An 18328-nucleotide genomic window follows, 5' to 3' on the forward strand; every position below is an offset into this window, starting at 1 on the left:
GGTTTGGGCTTACTTCTTCATCAGAGCGTGCCCGCCCACCTGGAGTATTTCTACTGAATCCTTGTGCAATAAAAACGTCACGCGGTCCTTTCCACCTATTCGAATCTCATATTGATGTATGTTTTTAGCCGTGCCACTCATTCTTGTGTACTTGGCGTCACCCAGTTTTTGCGCGGCTATACCCGGGTGTAAATTCTGCTCTTCAATACTTCTAACAAAACGCTGATAGTCATTCAGGGCACTCTCACTCAAATCTGAACGTATATTTTTCGGCTTGGGCGCAATAACCTTCCATTTGACGGTGGGTGCAATCGTTTTCCCTTTGGCACCTTTTGCCATTGCCTTTCCGGCCTTCAGCGCCCCTTTTCCATCGAGCCCACTCTTAAAGGCATCGTGCAAACGATTACCAACATGGCTGAAAGCTTTGCCCATGGCGGCAAGGCCTATACCCACTGATAGAAGCCCAAGCCCCAGACTTACATAACCCAATATTTCGCCTGCACCTGACTCCGGGCAGGCCCCTTGGAATACAGCACTGGCAATCCCTGCGATGCCACTGGTCACGCCCGCCACCAGTCCCGCGATTGCCAGCGGTGTAGCCGCACCAAAAGTTGCAATACTTGCCAGGATACCCAGCGCGGCCATACCGGCGCCTAGCAGAGCTTCCCAAACGGAATGCCCTGTAGGATCGCTTCGATTGATCGGATCACCCAAACAATAGGCATAGGGATTCAACCCTCCGGCTCCAAACGGACTCTGGTTGTCCGGACTTTGAAAACGCATCAGCAACGGATCGTAAGCCCGATAGCCATTGCCCAACAGGTAGCACTCAGTCACCGAGTCAAGCCGCTCGCCATTGAAACCGAGCCCGGTCAGCACATCACCCTGCATCGACCGGTTGCCATAAGGGTCATACGCAACCGAAGAAAAATGATCAGTCACAGAGGCACCCAATACGGTTTTCTGTGAATCACCCGCCAATAAGACTGTACGTACCGCTGCCCCTTGCTCCTCCTGCCCCAGCAGCGTATTTCCCATACGGAAAAACGTCTTGGTATCCGAGCCTTTCACTTCATTGACCAAACAGTCATCACGGTAAAAAAAATGCCTGGGCGCCGTGTCGCTATCGATCACCTCAACCAACCGATCCCCCGCGTCGTAGCCGTACTTGCGAACGGCAGCATTAACCGCCAGCGACACCTGTGTGAGACGACCCAGGCCGTCATAACTCAACGTCCGACCGGCAGCATCCAGAATCAGATGCCCATTGGCGTCATAGCGCAATGTAACCGCCGCTGGATAGTCCGCATGAGAGTGCTCAACCTTGATCAACTGCGTCGGATCACTCTCGCTCATGGTGTAGGTCGTAGTGTTTTGACCGCCCTCAAAGTCTGTCTGCAGCAACACAATGTTGTCCCAGGCATCAAATTCGAAGCGCTGGGCCACAATTTCTTTCCCGAGCGGGTTACAGGGACGCTGGGAGCCATTACACCGGTAATGAATAAGTCGTCCCCGACGGTCATAGTCGAAATGCTCATCGCGCAGGACGACCCCGTTACTCAACAGGCTGCGCTGAGCAACTTTACTGGCACGGGTGTAACGGGTTTTCAGAGTGAATTTCTCGATGCCATTGGCGCGCACCACGCGCTGCACTTCCCTTCCCAGCTCGTCATAATTCAAGGTCGTTATGAGCTGTTGGTGCGCTGCATCACTGGCTTTGATGATGTGCATCTGCCCCAGGGCGTTGTACTCGCATTCAGCCTTTAAGGCACCGTTACTCATGGTTTTCAACCGGCCAAATGCGTCATAACCATGTTCGCTTCGCGAACCGTCTACACCGATCTGGCTCAGCACGCGCCCCCCCAGAGAGTAGGTGTAGAAAGCCTCGTACAACTGCCCCGCCAAGGCCCATTGTTCGCGCTTTAGCCTTCCCGCACGGGAGTATTCATAGGTGCTGGTTCGTCCCTGTTCGCTGGCGCGAGTGAGCAATCCGGAGCGGGGGTCATAACCATAAACGGCGGTTTGATTCGCGCTCGTACGTCCGACCACAGCGCCATCAAGCTGCGCCTCATAGTCACGTGTGCTGCGCTGACCATCAGGTCGAGTGACTGCGCGTGGAAGTGAGCTACCCGGTGCATATTCATAGGTCGTTTTCCGCCCCCCTGTGTTGCTTGCGACCAAACGGCCCAAGCCATCGAATGTCTGGGTGCCGATCACTTTGTTAGCCGCTTGAACTTGCACCGGCAGTTCCTCGCTACTGAACAAGGCATACCGGGTTTCTACAACCGTCGCGTCGGGCAAAGTGCTTCGACAGAGGCGCCCAAAGGCGTCGTACTCAAATGCTGTCTCATTGCCTTCGGGGTCTGTTTGCCGGATGCATCGGCCAAAGCCATCGTAGACATGGGTCGTTTTGGACTGGCTAACGCCCTGCAAGTCGAAGGTCTCCACGCTGACAGGCTTGCCATGGGTATTAAAGAACGTGACCGTTTTACCTTGCCCCTGCCTCCAGCAGACCTCCGATAAATCTTCGGGGGATCGCTCGACATGCGCCTGCACACCATCAGGGTGCAGCGTTGTTTTGACCTGCCCCCAATCGTCATAGACATAGCGTGTCTGAAGCACCAACGGCGTGCCTCCCAGCCAGTCTGTCACAGTTTCGCTCTGAAGCTGACCCAGGCTGTTGTACTGGTTGCGCTTGATGAGCCGCAGTGGCTGTTCGGTCGAAGTACTTTCTACGTCTTGTTCCTCGATCGTGCAGACACGGCCAATACCGTCGTATGTCACTCGCTGCTGCATACCATTGACATCAGTAATGAGGAGCGTAGGGTACTGCGACTCGGATTGGGGAAGCTGGTAAGTCCGTGTTTTTGAGGCTTCGTAGGATGAAGCCTTGGAAACGGTTTCGCGTATCACCCGCCCTAACGCGTCATATTCATATTCGACAGGCGCCTTGTCCTCTTCGCTACGCGATAAACATGCTCCCGTAAATGCGCAGTAAACAACGCGGTCCGTTGCGCGGCTTTCGTCATGGCCCGTCAGTACAGTTTCTACCGTCACTGCTTGATGACTGATGGAGTAGTTACTCGTTTCTTTGGTAGCCAAGCCGTTGAGGGTCGAAGTTTTGGCTACTTGGCGACCATGCAGAGTGGGATCCTGAGGTGTTGCGGCGTATTCATAATCGGTTTGTTCATGCAGAACCTCGGTTTCACCCACACGTACAAAAAACTGCTCGCGCACGGGAACAACCGAAGCAACTGTCGAGCCCTCCAGCAACGGTAAGGCGGTATACCGAAATCGTGTGATGTGATGAGGGTCTTGCGCGTGGGTGCCAGAGAAAACCGTTTTTTGACGTGGGAATCGTACAAACGTTAAAGGGTCCGCCGGGCAATCGTCAGCACCTTCGCTGGGGAAATAGTCTGTCAGCGTGGTAAGGCCATCAGGCGTTATACGTTTGACTTCATTGCCATATGCGTCGAATTCAAACTGTGTGACCTCTTCACGCAAAGTGCCTGTCTTGACATCCTCGTAGCGCTTCAGCGAGCGCTTTGGCAGTCGACATTGAGCGGGCTGGTCCCTGAAGCACTTGCCTGGCTCAGTGTGATAATCCACCCGCTCGGATATTTTTTTGGCACCGCACTGAGTCACTTCAGCGTCCAGCAAATGAAACTTGTTGAAGGTGCGCACTGTTTCACTGTGCACCTCACTCCCTGACATCAGGGTTTCGGTCGATGCATAGCTGTAATCTCCAACAACTTTGTACAGCCTGTCGCCAGACGTTTCAGATGAGAAACCGGCCGCCCCAAAGCCTAGAAAGTTGGTATCTGAAAAGCTGAAGCGCTTGTGAATGAAGGGCTGCCCATGACCCGGGAATACAGCATGTGTTGCCACCGAAGCCATTGCAGGCATGCCGCTCCCCTCAGGAAAGCGCAGCCCCCTTTTTTTGTAACTTATATGCTCAACGGCTCCCAAGGGTGAGTACAAGCGCGACACATAGGCCAACCCGTCGAGAACCAGATAACGTATTTCCCATCGCCCCCCCTCGGGCAAAGTAATACTTGAGAGGCGGTTATTAACTAAATGAATAACGAAAGTGGCTTCCTCAGCGGAACCGGGAAAGCGCTTGAGCTCTAATCCAGCGCCCGTACGCGTGATCGACAACAGCGTGCGACGGCTATCGCGCACCTCGCTGAGCATCGGATGACCGTTATAAAGCGTGTACGCCAGTTCAAGACTTGCCCCGTTGGCACTCCATATTCGTTGCGTCACTGCAACGTTGCTGAGCCCCATCATGGCCAGTTCTTCACGTTGGCCATTTTGAGCGGACAAGAGGAAGCGGTTTTCCCCTATTACAAGCAATTTGTGGCGCTCAAGTTTTTGATCCGTCAGCAGAACCCTGGACGGTAACTCCTGCGTTTTATAGGTTTCTCCGCCTGCCAGCGATAGCGTTTTAGCTGTCCGATCATAACGCGTACCCGCCAGCGTCCAGCCGAGACCACAACCGCGATCAACGGAATTAAGCGGGTTGAAGTGAAGGCTCAGTGGCAGGGCTGGACCATTGAGCGCATGAGAATGGACGTTGCCCAACGACAATCTACAACTGTAAATACCTGTGCGAGGATCCACACCTCCCGACAGGAAACTATCAAAGTTAAAAGCATTTGAATAAATGTCGCTATTTTCCGTAACTGGCATTACGCACCCCTTTCAAATTTTATATATCACGCGAATAGAACGCCCCCTTTTCGTCATTTCAACTCGAAGCCTTGCTCATACTCATTAACGACAATATGCAGCGCATGTTCCGTCCCGTACTCGTCAATAACGGTGATGAAACAAGGATTTTTTTTCGCCGGACGAGTTCGATCTCCCCATCCAGAAAGCCCTTGAACAATGGTTAACTCTCCAGCCCTGTCATTCACATCAACGATGTAGTTCTGTCTGAAACGCCCTGAATGGTCTGCCGAGTCTGTAGGCAGCCAGACATGAAGCTGCTTGTTCTCGGTGGGAGTGAGAGTAGCCACAACATACAAGGGAGAGTTGATGGTGCCTCCCGTCCAAGAATCGCAGTAAAATGGCTGCCCTCTAAATACCTCTATATCTTTAGTAATCCAGTCTTGAAGGGCAATATTGCTTGCGCCCACACGCAATCCCAAATACCACTTGTAAATTTTGTGTCCTCGGTCCGCGGGCTCAGCAACTTTCTCCAATCGGAAATACTCAGGGCCATAGCGAACTGGGGCAATCGCCTCCAATGTCACTGAACTGTCACTGCCCCCTATTAAAGAGTGAGGGTTATTGCTTTTCACCACCTGACCATTGGGGAGGGTAATAGCGGCAGCTATCCTGGTTTCATCCAATTGATTACAGCTGATCCAGCGCTCAACCACCACCCCGTTTTCATCTTCATCGCTGGCGTGACGACGCTGACGCCCTCCCGCGCCTGAGATGTCATGCCTGTATTGGTTGGGCACTTCACGGACCATCCACTGCGACCCAAGATCATGCCCACCGTGATAGTGAATCAGTTTAAGGCTTTTAAGCATGTCATCCGAAGGGCGAACATCACGCCCATTGTTATCGATGCAGCTTATTAATACGGTGATTCGCGCTTGCATCCTTTCATTCGCATAAATTTTTTTAGACACATTATTGGGATGCGAGTCAAAAACCACACTTAACTTTGAAACCCCTGCAATGTCGCCCACATCGACAGCAGCACTATCCTTTAATAATTCATTCACACGTAAGCTCCCTGTCTAATTTTGATCGCACAGATCCTTCCATGCCTTTGCAGATTAGCTCAGCCACTCAACAACAGAGAACCGTATGTTCTCTACAAGCTGTAGGCTGATTCTCCGCAATCGCATCAAATTAAGTTGCTCCGCTAGCGAAACCGTTCACGCCCCCTAAATAAGAACATTCAATTCAGAAAACTATTATCAGGACAGGTGAGTGATGCACTGTCGCACACAGGGAATATTTAAATCCGCATGACGGGTAAACTTTCGCCTACAAAAAGAGCGTTAAGTTAGAAAAATTTCCCACACAAATTGCAACGTCTGCACCTGCATCGTCGTTTTCATTTGCGGGATGTTTCCTTGAAAAACCGCACCGCCTTGTGGCATTTGAAATGCGCGGATAGTCTCGCAGAGATCAGTGACCGGGTTTGACAGACCGCATGAGGACGAGTAAGGCAACCGCTAGCCACATTTCACCGTGTCATGGCCGTTGTGTGCGGGGCACTTTCGGGTGCGCCGGGTATTGGTTGTTCTCCCCGGTCTGTCAACCTGCACACAACTGCCACCTTTCGATTGACCGCGAAACTGCAGCAGCTCTTCCAACTTGAATGTGGGCACAAATCGATGAAAACAATCGTCCCCGACCCACCCCTCCATTCCCTGCACACCACGGCCCATTGCGGCTCGTCCTTATTCAGCATCAACCCCGGCGTCACGGCTCAGGAAGCCTTGCAGCAGGTCTCGTTGTTGCTCAAAGGGGCAGAATTGAACGCCGACGACATCAGCTCCCACCTCAGCCGCTTTGAAGCTGAACGGTTGTGGAGCGTGATTCATAACGTAGAGATGGCGCGCGCCGTGGTCGACGCGCTCTTGGCAGGTGTACAGCCGACTCAGTGCGCGTCGTTGTAGACGAACTTGGGCATTTCCCAGTTAAAGCGGATTGCCAACAGGCGCAACAAAAGCCCACCGAACAAGGTGACGAAAATTGCCTGCTCGTTGGGCATGTTCCAGTAAGTACACAGCAAAAAGCACCACGCAGCCGCAAATGAAACGCTGGCGTAAAGCTCACGGCGGAAGATCAGCGGGATGTCGTTACAGAAGATGTCTCGCAGGATGCCGCCAAACACACCGGTAATCACACCACTGACGGACGCGACCAGCATGCCCTGGCCCATTTCCAGCGCGGTCATGCAGCCGATCAGGGTGAAAGCCACCAGCCCCAGCGCATCGAGCACCAAAAACAGTGAGCGCAGGTGACGCATCAAGGGGGCAATGAAGATCGTGACCAGCGCAGCAAACGTGGTCAGGACCAGGTATTCCGGGTGTTTGACCCAAGTCAGCGGGTAGTGACCGAGCAGCATGTCGCGCACCGAGCCGCCACCGAGCGCCGTGACGCACGCAATCAGTACCACACCAAACCAGTCCATGCCCCGACGCCCGGCAGACAGCGCCCCGGTCATGGCTTCGGCAGTAATGGCAACTAAATAGAGCATCAGCAACATGGCGGCGTTCCTTGCAATAAGGCGCGCAGTCTACTCAGTTGGCGCGGGCACCAAAAGGGGGCGGCGTGGGCACGACTGTTGTAAAGGTTGTCGGCAGGCCACGCCACCGCTGAAAACGGGTTGCCGCTGCGCCCTTAGCAGCCGGCGGCAGCGGCGACCGGCACGCGTTTCAGAACTTGATGAAGTGTTTGCGGTAGTGCTGCAACTCGGCAATCGACTCGCGGATGTCGTCCAGCGCCAGGTGCGTGCCTTTTTTCACCAGGCTGTCGCGCACTTCGGGTGCCCAGCGAGCCACCAGTTCCTTGAGCGTCGAGACGTCAAGGTTGCGGTAATGAAAGTAGCTTTCCAGGGTTTTCATGTGGGTATAAAGAAAGCGACGGTCCTGGCAGATGCTGTTGCCACAGATCGGCGACTTGCCTTTAGGCACCCATTGTTCGAGGAAGGCAATGGTCTGTGCCTCGGCCTCGGCCATGCTGGTGGTGCTGTCTTTGACGCGCTGGGTCAGGCCGCTGTGACCGTGGGTGCGGGTGTTCCACTCGTCCATGCGCGCCAGTACGTCGTCGCTGTGGTGGATGGCGATGACCGGGCCTTCAGCCAGGGTGTTGAGGTTGCTGTCGGTGACAATGGTGGCCATTTCGATAATGACGTCGTTGTCTGGGTCCAGACCGGTCATTTCCAGGTCAATCCAAATCAAATTCTGTGGGTTTTGCATAGAAGGCTCCTGGGCTTAGTCGCGCAGTTTAGCTTAGGCACGCAGCCCACGTGCTAAACTCGCCAGCGTTTTACCCTCCTTATCGTTTTATCAACACGGAACACCCATGGCCAAACGCCAGCTCAACCGTCGCCAAAACTGGCGCATCGAAAAGATCCAGGGCGAGCGCGCTGCCCGCGCCGCCAAACGCGAATCCAGTGCCGTCGAAGCGCTTGAAGGGGGCGATCTGGGCCCCGAGCAACTCGGTCTGGTGATCGCGCACTTCGGTGTGCAGGTCGAAGTCGAGGCCCAGGAAGGCGAGCTCAAAGGCCAGATGTTCCGGTGCCATTTGCGTGCCAACCTGCCAGCCCTGGTGACCGGTGACACCGTCGTATGGCGCGCGGGCAACCAAGGGATTGGCGTGATCGTCGCCCAGTTGCCCCGCAAAACCGAACTGTGCCGCCCAGACAGCCGTGGCCAGCTCAAGCCGGTTGCCGCCAACGTCGACATGATTGTGATTGTGTTCGCGCCGATGCCCGAGCCACACGCCAACTTGATCGACCGCTATTTGGTAGCCGCCGAGCACGCGGGGATTCGTCCGTTGCTGTTGCTCAATAAAGCCGACCTGATTGACGAGCAAAACGCCCCAGCGCTGAATGCGTTGCTGGGCGTTTATCGTCAGCTGGGTTATCCGGTGCTGGAAGTGTCCGCACATCACGGCGACGGCATGCAGCAGTTGCAAGCCAAGCTGGACGGGCACATCAGTGTGTTTGTGGGTCAGTCGGGCGTGGGCAAGTCATCGCTGGTCAACAGCTTGCTGCCCGAGGTCAACCTGCGGGTCGGACCGCTGTCCGAAATTTCCGGTCAGGGCACGCACACCACGACCACGGCGCGGTTGTTCCACTTCCCGGGCGGCGGCGAGCTGATCGACTCACCCGGTATTCGCGAGTTTGGCCTGGGCCACGTGAGCCGGGCGGATGTGGAAGCCGGGTTTATCGAGTTCCACGATTTGATCGGCCGTTGCCGTTTCCGCGACTGCAAGCACGACCGCGAGCCGGGCTGTGCCTTGCTGATGGCGCTGGAAGATGGCCGCGTGCAGCAGCAACGCATGAACAGCTACCGTTCGATCATCGCCAGCCTGCCTGAGTCGAGTTACTGAACGATGCCTTCACCCTCTGAGCGAGGGTGAAGGCATGCGGCATCAAGGCTTCGGTGTTGCTGGCGCCTTGTCATCAAACAGGTTCAGTTTTTCCCGTTCTTCATGCATGGCGGGTGGCACTTGGTCAGCCGGCAGGGTGATCGGGTCAATCGGAGTGGTCGGCGCCTGCGGCGTGGCCATCTCGGTGCCCTGTTCACCTTCAATCGCCTGCTGCGCTTTCTTCGTCAACACCACGATGTCGATGCGGCGGTTGATCGGGTTCAGCGGGTTGACCTTGTCGAACAGCACCGACGAGGCGTAACCCACAATCCGCGCGACCTGATCATGTGGATAACTGCCCGCGATCAATGCCCGGCGCGCTGCGTTTGCGCGGTTGGCCGACAATTCCCAGTTACCGAACTCCGCATCGCTGGCATACGGCGTGGCATCGGTGTGCCCGCTGATGCTGACTTTGTTCGGCACGGCTTTGATGGTGTCCGCCATGGCCAGCAATATGTCTTCGAAGTAAGGCTTGAGGCGCGCACTGCCGACGTCGAACATCGGACGGTTTTCCGCGTCCATGATCTGGATGCGCAGGCCGTCAGGCGTGATTTCGAACAACAGCTGGTCTTTGAATTTGCGCAATTGCGGGTTTTCTTCGACCTTGTTCTGCAACTCCTGAAGCAGCAGTTCGAGTCGTTCTTTCTCGACTTGCTCGGCCATGCCTTCGACCTGATCGGTGTCGACCGTGATCTTGTCGGGCTGAGGCTGCATTTTTTCTTCAGGATTGAGGGTGGTGTCCGGCGCCAGGGTCGGCGTGCCTCCCAAATCGATGATGTACGGCGTGCCGGTTTCGGTGAACCCGATCGGGTCTTTGAAGTAACCGGCAATGGCGATTTTCTGTTCCGGGGTGGCTGTGGACATCAGCCACAGCACCAGGAAGAACGCCATCATCGCCGTAGCAAAGTCAGCGAACGCAATTTTCCAGGCGCCACCGTGGTGGCCCGCCGCGAAGCGCTTGACGCGCTTGATGATGATTGGCTGATTGTTTTCCATGGATCAGCGACCGCGGACTACTTGTTCCAGCTCGGCAAAGCTCGGACGGTGCTTGGGATACAGCACTTTACGACCGAACTCGACCGCCAGCGACGGCGGCATGCCCGAGGCCGAAGCGACCAGCGACGCCTTGATGGATTCGTACACGTTGAGTTCTTCTTTCGCATCGTGGGAGAGCGAGGTCGCCAGCGGGCCGAAGAAACCGTAGGCCGCCAAAATACCGAAGAACGTACCGACCAGCGCCGCACCCACGTGCACGCCGATCATCGCCTGATCGCCGTCGCCCAGCGAAGCCATGGTCACCACGATACCCAGTACCGCAGCCACAATACCGAAGCCCGGCATGCCATCAGCAATCCCGGTCACGGCGTGGTACGGGTGCTCAAGCTCTTCTTTAAGGCTGAACAGTTCCATGTCAAACAAGCCTTCGAGTTCGTGGGGCGCCATGTTGCCCGACGACATGATGCGCAAGTAATCGCAAACAAACGCGGTCATGCGGTCATCTTTGAGCACGGAAGGGTATTTGGCGAAGATCGGGCTGGCCGCGGCGTCTTCAATGTCGCCTTCGATGGCCATCATGCCTTCGCGACGGCTTTTGTTGAGGATCTCGTAAACCAGCCCCAGCACTTCCAGGTAGAACGTGTGGGTGAAGCGCGAACCGAACATGCCGAGCGATTTTTTGATCACGTGCATGGTCATGTAGCCGGGGTTCGCCTGCAGGAACGCACCAAACGCCGCCCCGCCGATAATCAAGACCTCGAACGGCTGAATCAGCGCCCCGATCTTGCCGTGGGAAAGCACGTATCCGCCGAGCACGCTCGCGAACACGACAATGATGCCGATAATTTTAGCCATAGGAATTCAGGTACTTCTGCGTCGGGTTCAAGGTCATATTCGAGAGTTAAAAAACTCTTCTTCTACTTATCGGCAAAACTGCGCCAGACTATAGGCCATAAAGGCGAAAAGCCAGTTGGGCCCGCTCCGGGCGTGTAAACAATGGATGATGACCACTCTCCCATCATGGCTAATGAAACCGGCAACGCGACTCCAATCCCCAATACCCTCGATGCGTGGGTCAAGCAGCTCGACGCTGTTCGCCTGCCCATCCCGCAAGACAGCCACGAGCGCGTCTGCAAGGCAATCAACGACAATCGCCGCTCGTTACGCGACATTGCCGAGCTGATGCAAGACAGTCCTGCATTGGCACTGAGCTTGATCCGCGACGCCAATCACCACACGCACGGCAGTTTGAGCGAGCCGGCCGAGAGCCTGGAGGTAGCGATCAACCGCCTGGGGCTGGCCCGCACACAAGAACTGCTTGAACGCCTGCCCGCGTTGCCGTGGGAAGAAATCCCGCAGGCTTTTCGCCAGATTCAACTGATTAGCCAGCACGCTGCGCAACAAGCCAGCGGCCTGTTTGGCAATCGCCTGGCGCGCCTGTGGCAAGAAATCTATTGGGGCAGCCTGCTGTTTCTGTCGCCGCTGTGGGCCATGGCACTCACTCACCCCGAACAGCTCGAAGAGTGGGAACTGCGGGTGATTCATAAAGGTGAATGCGCAAGCAAAGTTGAACTCACACTGTTCGGCGTGCGCCTGTTTGAAATATGCCGCGCGCTGGCGCAATTATGGCGACTGCCCGAATGGGTGCTGCAAGGTTACGCCGTCATCACCGACGAACAGCGCACCCTGGTCAGGGTGTTGCATATCGCCCGCGACAATCATCATCGTTTGCGTCAACAGCAACGTCTGGACGCTGACCCGGCCCTGCGCCGCTGGTTAAATCAGCCGTCAAACACTGTGTTGCTGGCCAATGGCCTGGCCCTGTCGGCCCAGCAGGCCTGGGACACGCCTCACAACTTGCGCTGGCAATACCTGACCAGCCTGTACATGCAAATGCCACTGGAAGAACTGCAACAACTGGTTCACCAGAACGCGGCCAGCAGCGCGCGCTATCACTCGATGCCCGACCTCTGGCACCCGGCTCAATCCCTGTTGTGGCCGTGGGGCGTGCGTCGCATGCACCGGGGTTTATTGCCTGCCCCGCCGCCGTCAGCCGAATCGCTGGTGGTGTGGCGCAAGCAATGCGGGCAACTGCTGGCCGAACCGAGTTCGTTCACCAATTCGATGCACCTGACCACCTGCGCCCGCGATGCGTTGGTGGCCTGCGGCATGCGCCGGGTGCTGCTGTTGATGGCCGATAAAACGTCGACCAGCCTGAGCGTGCATCAGATTGCCGGATTGCCCAAGGCAGCCTTCGACTTGAGCCTGCAAATTAACCAGAGCGCTGTCCTGCAACGCTTGATGACGCAACCGGCGCAATTTCGCCTGACACCCGAAAACAATGCGCAGATCACAGCGGTCCTGCCAAAAAGTTTGCGCGGCCTGTTTCCCGGCGAGCACCTGCTGTTGCGCTCGATCAGCAACAACGGCCGCGTGGTGATGCTGGTGCTGGCCGATCAGGGCGGCGGGCCGTTTTCTGAGACCACCGTGCAGGCTTTCGGCAAAACCGTGCAATGCATCGAAAAAGCGCTCAACAGCTTTACCACGCGCGGACGTTGACGCTTGCGCTACAATTCGCCCCCTTTTCGCCCTGGAGACCTCACATGCCTGACTTCTCTGGCTTGCCGTTGGTGATTGAGCCCCAAGACCTGCATGATCGGCTCGACGCAGCGAACCTGATTATTGTCGACCTGACCAGCGAGGCACGCTACGCCCAAGGCCACGTGCCAGGCGCGCGCTTCGTTGATCCCAAGCGCACCCAACTCGGCCTGCCGCCTGCTCCGGGTTTATTACCCACTCAAGCCGCGCTCGAAAAACTGTTCAGCGAAGTGGGGCACAACCCTGACGCGGTCTACGTGGTGTATGACGATGAAGGCGGCGGTTGGGCGGGCCGCTTTATCTGGCTGCTGGATGTGATCGGGCACAAGGCGTATCACTATGTAGACGGCGGTATTCACGCATGGATCGCCGATGGCCTGCGCGAATCAAACGAGGTTCCGACGCCTAAAAACGCACCGGTCACGCTGACCCTGCACGACGAACCCACTGCCACCCGCGAATACCTGCAAAGCCGGTTGGGCGCTGCCGATCTGGCGATTTGGGACGCTCGCAGCCCGGCTGAGTACAGCGGCGAAAAAGTGCTGGCGGCCAAAGGGGGTCATATCCCCGGCGCGAAAAATTTTGAATGGACCGCAGGCATGGATAAAACCCGTAGCCTGCGCATCCGCACGGACATGGCGCAGATCCTTGAGGATCTGGGCATTACGCCCGACAAAGAAGTGATTACCCACTGCCAGACTCACCATCGTTCTGGCTTTACGTATCTGGTGGCCAAGGCGCTCGGTTACCCGCGCGTCAAAGGCTACGCAGGCTCCTGGGGCGAATGGGGCAACCACCCCGACACTCCCGTCGAACTGCCTGCCAAACATTAAGGACCCGTCATGAAAAAGCGTTTGTTTCTCCTGAGTCAGTACCTGTTGCCGCATCACCTGCTGTCGCGCCTGGCCGGCTGCGTTGCCGAGTGCCGCGTGCGCTGGTTCAAAAATGCCTTCACCACCTGGTTCGCCAAGCGTTATCAGGTGGACATGTCTCAGGCCCTGGTTGAAGACATCACCGCTTACGAGCACTTCAATGCATTTTTCACCCGCGCCCTGAAAGACGGCGCACGCCCGCTGGACCAGACGCCAGGCGCCATTTTGAGCCCGGCCGACGGGGCGGTCAGCCAACTGGGCGCGATTGAACACGGCCGGGTGTTTCAGGCCAAAGGCCACAGCTACAGTGTGCTGGAACTGGTGGGCGGCGATCCGGCCGTGGCTTCGCAGTTCATGGGCGGTGAGTTCGCCACCATTTACCTGTCGCCCAAGGATTACCACCGCGTGCACATGCCGCTGGCCGGTACCCTGCGTGAAATGATCTACGTGCCGGGCCGCCTGTTTTCGGTCAACCAGACCACGGCTGAAAACGTGCCAGAACTGTTCGCCCGCAACGAACGCGCCGTGTGCATTTTCGACACCGAACGCGGCCCGATGGCCGTGGTGCTGGTGGGCGCGATGATCGTGGCTTCGATTGAAACGGTGTTCGCAGGGTTGGTCACGCCGCCCAAACGCGAGCTGAAAACCTTTCGTTATGACGAAGCGGCGCGTGCGCCGATCCATCTGGAAAAAGGCGCCGAGCTGGGCCGGTTCAAACTGGGTTCGACCGCGATCGTGCTGTTCGGGCCAGAACAGGTGAAATGGGCGCAAGAGCTGACGGCGGGTTCGCCGGTGATGATGGGCCAGAAGATCGGCGAGTAAATCCTGGTGTCGCTGCCGCAGGGTGCGGCAGCGACGACAGTGGCGGATTAACCCTGGCTGTTGCGGTCGCGCTGACCCAACAGGTACAGCACGCCATCCAGACCCAGCGTTGAAATCGCGTGTTTGGCCGACTTCTTCACCAGCGGCTTGGCACGGAACGCGACCCCAAGACCCGCGATGGCCAGCATGGCCAGATCGTTGGCGCCGTCCCCGACCGCAATGGTCTGCTCCAGGCTTAAACCTTCCTTTTGCGCCAGTTCGCGCAGCAAGTCGGCTTTGCGCTGCGCATCAACGATCGGCTCAACTGCCACGCCGGTCACTTTGCCATCCACCACTTCCAGCTCATTGGCGAACACGTAGTCGATGCCCAGCTTGGCCTGCAACTGCTTGGCGAAATAGGTGAAACCGCCGGACAGAATCGCGGTTTTGTAGCCCAGACGCTTGAGTTCAGCGAACAGCACTTCTGCGCCTTCGGTCAAACGCAGCGATGCACCGATGGCGTCCAGCACACCGACGTCCAACCCCTTGAGCAAGGCCAAACGCTCTTTGAAACTGGCCTTGAAGTCCAGCTCACCCGCCATGGCACGTTCGGTGATTTGCGCCACTTGATCGCCCACACCCGCGGCTTTGGCCAGTTCGTCGATGACTTCGGCTTCAATCAGGGTCGAGTCCATGTCGAAAACGGCCAGGCGGCGATTACGACGGAACAGGGTGTCTTCCTGCAGCGCGATGTCGATGTTGAGCGCCTGCGACAGCTCGAAGAACTCGGCACGCAAGGCATCAAGGTCAGCCACTTCGCCGGTGACGCGCAGCTCGATGCAGCTCTTGCTCAGACGCGTCGGCGCATCCAGCGGCACGCGGCCGGACAGGCGATCGGTCTGTTCAATGTTCAAACCGTGCTGGCTGATCACCGACGTCACGCGTAACAGCTCCTGGGCGGTGACCTGACGGCTCATCAATGTCACCACGTGACGCTTCTGGCTTTGTTCGTTCACCCAACACTGGTAATGCGCTTCGCTAATGGGGTCAAAACGCAGTTGCAGCCCTTCATTGGCAATCAGGGGTTGCAGGTCTTTGAGCACGGCCGACACTTGATCGGCTTGCTCGATTTCAACCAGATACCCCAACGACAAAACGCCATGAATGACGGCCTGGCCGATGTCGAGCATGTTCACACCATTGTTGGCCAACACACCGGTGATGGCCGCAGTGAGACCCGGACGGTCTTCACCCGTGATGTTTATCAAGACGATTTCGCGCAAGGCACACCCCCATTCGCTAAAAAAAACGCATTCTACCCACTTTCAGTGACCATCGGGCATCGCCAAGGCTTTGCCGCCTGTGGGCCGCTCGCTATACTGCGCACCAATTTAACGGACTAAGAGCCGCGCTCAGTGAACCGGCCATCGCCTGTCAAAACCGATAACTTCTTCCTGCTGATCTTCCGGGCCCTGCGCGATCGCCGCATTCCGCTGGCTCTGCGTATTGCCAGCCATAACGTGATTCTGGTCGCCCTGGCACTGGTGATTTACGCCGTGGTCATGGGCCTGCAATTCAAGCAGGCCATGCATGATCAGGCCGACGCACTGGGTCAGAGCCTGACCACGCAAACCGCGACGTCTGCCACCGAGCTGCTGGTGTCCAATGACATCCTCAGCCTCAACGTGCTGCTCAATAACCTGACGAAAAACCCGTTGGTGGCGCACGCGGCTATTTATAGCGTTGACAACCGCATCCTCGCAGAAGCCGGTGAGCGACCGAAAAACGGCCTGCTGGGCGAAGCCGAAGGCATGTACCAGACCAAGATCACGTTCCAGGACGTGACCGCCGGGCATCTGCGCATCAGCCTCGACATGAACCAGTTTCAGCAACCGATGACCATCAGCCTGCAAAGCATGGGCATCCTCAGCGCAATTTTGCTGGCGCTGGCGCTGGCCTTGAGCCTGCGTCTGGGGCGTCACATCTCCACCCCGTTGTTGCAATTGCGTGTGTGGCTGCGCGAGCCTGATCCCTACACCCCGGCGATCAACCGCCAGGATGAAATCGGTGATCTGGCGCGCCAGCTTCACACTCGCCTGGCACCGCTTGCGCCAGAGCCCGAGCCAGAACCTGAGCCCGATTACGACGACAGCGACTACGAAGACGACGAGCCAGAGCCCTCGTTCGAAGTGCGCAACCTGCGCGACCCGGACTTTGACGAAGCGCCTGCTGCGCCAGCCCCCAAAGCGGCCCCGCGGCACGTGGTTCATGCGGAAGAAGACGACAGCGACGAAGACCCGTTTGCCGACCTGCGCGACACGGGCAGTGCCGCCCCGGCGACCCTGACCAAGCCGCAGCCGACCGCACCCTCCGCGCCACAGCCGAGCGCTGTGCTGGCCGTGCAACTGGGTGCGCAGGATCAACTGCGTCGCCTGCCCCGCGCCCGCCTGACCGAATTACTGGAACGTTATCGCGACTGCCTGGAGCAAGCCGCCTCGCTGTATGACAGCGAGCTGCACACGCTCAACGATGGCAGCACGCTGATGCTGTTCCACAGCGAAGACAGCGGCGACGACTACCTGACCAACGCCATTTGCTGCGGTGAGCTATTGCGCGCACTGGGTCACGCCTTGCAAATCGAAGTGGCAGACAGTGGCATCACCTTGCAGCTGCAATTGGGGCTGGTGGTGGGCGAAGGCCTGACGGGCATGAGCCAGATCGACTTGCTGCTGACTGAAACCGCGCAAGACGCGCTGGCGCTGTCACAACACAGCCGCAACTTGCTGTTGGTTGAGCGCAAGATCAGTGACGATGCGCTGATTCGCCAGCGCGCCCGCATCCGCCCGATTGCCAGCCCTGAAGGGGCGTGCTGTGTAGAGCGCTTGATGGAACCGTACCCGTCGATGCTTGAACGCCAATTGGCGCGCATGCACGAGAAGCGCGGGTAAATCCACAAACGCACTCACCCTCTCCATCCGGGAGAGGGTTGGGTGAGGGGTTTTTGACCTGCAAAAAAATCCCGCTCAGATGCGGGATTTTTTTGTAGTGGTCACTGACTCAGAAGCGAAACACTTCCATGTCTGTGCGAATCGGTGAAGCCATCGGAATGCGGGGCTTGTCTGATTCTCCTTTGCGGGCCGGCTTTGGCTCCGGCTTGCGGGACTCCACCAACGGCGGCTGGTTGGCCAAGGGTTTAAGGGCCACCGCCAATTGCTGACTCATCTGTTGCAACAACTCGCCTTGAGCCTTGACCTGAGAGGCCGTGGTGCCATCGTGCTGTTTTTCCAGATGCACCATGCGGTTATCACGCACCTGACCGCGACGGTCAATCAGACGCCATTGCGCATCAAGGATGGCCGGCTGATTTTTGCCAGAGTCCAGACGCGTAATCGACAACAGCACTTGCACGTCCGGGGCGAAGCCCGCAGGGGCCGGGGCCAATACCACGCGCTGGCTGTCCAGACGCCAGGCCAGTTGGCGAAGCAGCAGTTGATCGATATCCGCCGACAGGCTACCTGCCCAACGACCATCGGTGGCCGCGCTCAGGCTGCCGTCGGTTTGACGTTGCAGCAGGGTTTCACGTTGCAGGTAGTCAGCCACGGTGACCGGGCCGAGTACCACGGCCATGCCGGCGCTTTGCGCGGGCTGGCCGGGGGTGCCGCTGTCCAGTTGGTACAAGGCCGCTGGCTGATGCGTGGAGCACCCCGCCAGACCGAGCACACCGGTCAGCAACGCAATTAAAGGAAGGCGCAGAACGTTCATCATTCCATCCAGGTGGCAGCCATCGGGCGCGCCACAGTGTGATTCTCGAAAAAGTCGCTGGCCACATCGCCAAGGGGCGGTGCCGCAAGTGCGCCATATCATCCGCGAATATCCAGCCCGACTCCAGCGCCGCAGACCCGATCTACGCGAAAAAACGCAGATCGGGCGCT

At 57.4% G+C, this 18328-nt stretch carries 14 protein-coding genes; 6 read left to right on the plus strand and 8 right to left on the minus strand.

Annotated features, from left to right (window positions below; all coding sequences use genetic code 11):
• Positions 1-9: 9 nt before the first annotated feature.
• Positions 10-4692 carry an RHS repeat domain-containing protein gene (locus IF654_RS20615; protein ID WP_194862107.1) on the minus strand — a complete coding sequence of 1561 codons (4683 nt, stop codon included), beginning with the start codon at positions 4690-4692 and terminating at the stop codon, positions 10-12.
• A gap of 53 nt (positions 4693-4745) precedes the next feature.
• The gene (locus IF654_RS20620; protein ID WP_047273116.1) at positions 4746-5741 is read right to left on the minus strand and encodes a hypothetical protein; all 996 of its coding nucleotides are present in this window, start codon (positions 5739-5741) and stop codon (positions 4746-4748) included.
• A 621-nt stretch (positions 5742-6362) separates the two neighbouring features.
• On the opposite strand from IF654_RS20620, the gene IF654_RS20625 reads away from it, so the two are divergent.
• Positions 6363-6647, plus strand: a complete 285-nt coding sequence (locus IF654_RS20625) for a DUF3077 domain-containing protein (protein ID WP_047279941.1) — start codon at positions 6363-6365, stop codon at positions 6645-6647.
• Here the strand turns inward: IF654_RS20625 and IF654_RS20630 are convergent.
• A complete protein-coding gene (locus IF654_RS20630; RefSeq protein ID WP_047273115.1) occupies positions 6629-7240 on the minus strand; it encodes a trimeric intracellular cation channel family protein in 612 nt (203 codons plus the stop codon). The genes IF654_RS20625 and IF654_RS20630 overlap by 19 nt on opposite strands.
• 169 nt (positions 7241-7409) lie before the next feature.
• Positions 7410-7952 carry an oligoribonuclease gene (orn, locus tag IF654_RS20635; RefSeq protein ID WP_047273114.1) on the minus strand — a complete coding sequence of 181 codons (543 nt, stop codon included), beginning with the start codon at positions 7950-7952 and terminating at the stop codon, positions 7410-7412.
• 106 nt (positions 7953-8058) lie between these two features.
• Between orn and rsgA the strand changes: the two genes are divergently transcribed.
• Positions 8059-9090 carry a small ribosomal subunit biogenesis GTPase RsgA gene (gene rsgA, locus IF654_RS20640; protein WP_047273113.1) on the plus strand — a complete coding sequence of 344 codons (1032 nt, stop codon included), beginning with the start codon at positions 8059-8061 and terminating at the stop codon, positions 9088-9090.
• Between the two features lie 42 nt (positions 9091-9132).
• Here the strand turns inward: rsgA and motB are convergent, their stop codons facing one another.
• The gene (gene motB / locus IF654_RS20645) at positions 9133-10125 is read right to left on the minus strand and encodes a flagellar motor protein MotB (protein WP_047273112.1); all 993 of its coding nucleotides are present in this window, start codon (positions 10123-10125) and stop codon (positions 9133-9135) included.
• A gap of 3 nt (positions 10126-10128) precedes the next feature.
• A complete protein-coding gene (gene motA / locus IF654_RS20650; RefSeq protein ID WP_047273111.1) occupies positions 10129-10980 on the minus strand; it encodes a flagellar motor stator protein MotA in 852 nt (283 codons plus the stop codon).
• Between the two features lie 165 nt (positions 10981-11145).
• On the opposite strand from motA, the gene IF654_RS20655 reads away from it, so the two are divergent.
• The 3 genes from IF654_RS20655 to asd are packed head-to-tail and all read left to right on the plus strand — an operon-like array spanning position 11146 to position 14417.
• Positions 11146-12684, plus strand: a complete 1539-nt coding sequence (locus IF654_RS20655) for an HDOD domain-containing protein (protein WP_047282050.1) — start codon at positions 11146-11148, stop codon at positions 12682-12684.
• A gap of 44 nt (positions 12685-12728) precedes the next feature.
• Complete coding sequence (locus tag IF654_RS20660) at positions 12729-13556, plus strand: rhodanese-like domain-containing protein (protein ID WP_194862106.1); 828 nt, start codon at positions 12729-12731, stop codon at positions 13554-13556.
• A gap of 9 nt (positions 13557-13565) precedes the next feature.
• The gene (gene asd / locus IF654_RS20665) at positions 13566-14417 is read left to right on the plus strand and encodes an archaetidylserine decarboxylase (RefSeq protein WP_047275069.1); all 852 of its coding nucleotides are present in this window, start codon (positions 13566-13568) and stop codon (positions 14415-14417) included.
• A gap of 47 nt (positions 14418-14464) precedes the next feature.
• On the opposite strand, the gene serB is transcribed toward asd, so the two are convergent.
• Positions 14465-15679, minus strand: a complete 1215-nt coding sequence (gene serB, locus IF654_RS20670; RefSeq protein WP_194862105.1) for a phosphoserine phosphatase SerB — start codon at positions 15677-15679, stop codon at positions 14465-14467.
• Between the two features lie 132 nt (positions 15680-15811).
• Between serB and IF654_RS20675 the strand changes: the two genes are divergently transcribed.
• On the plus strand, positions 15812-17344 hold the full coding sequence (locus IF654_RS20675) for an AhpA/YtjB family protein (protein WP_194862104.1): 1533 nt from the start codon (positions 15812-15814) through the stop codon (positions 17342-17344).
• Positions 17345-17453: 109 nt separating this feature from the next.
• On the opposite strand, the gene IF654_RS20680 is transcribed toward IF654_RS20675, so the two are convergent.
• Positions 17454-18158, minus strand: a complete 705-nt coding sequence (locus tag IF654_RS20680) for a PqiC family protein (RefSeq protein WP_169835834.1) — start codon at positions 18156-18158, stop codon at positions 17454-17456.
• Positions 18159-18328 lie beyond the last annotated feature (170 nt).

Source organism: Pseudomonas lundensis (assembly GCF_015377145.2).
GTDB classification, from domain to species: Bacteria; Pseudomonadota; Gammaproteobacteria; order Pseudomonadales; family Pseudomonadaceae; genus Aquipseudomonas; species Aquipseudomonas lundensis.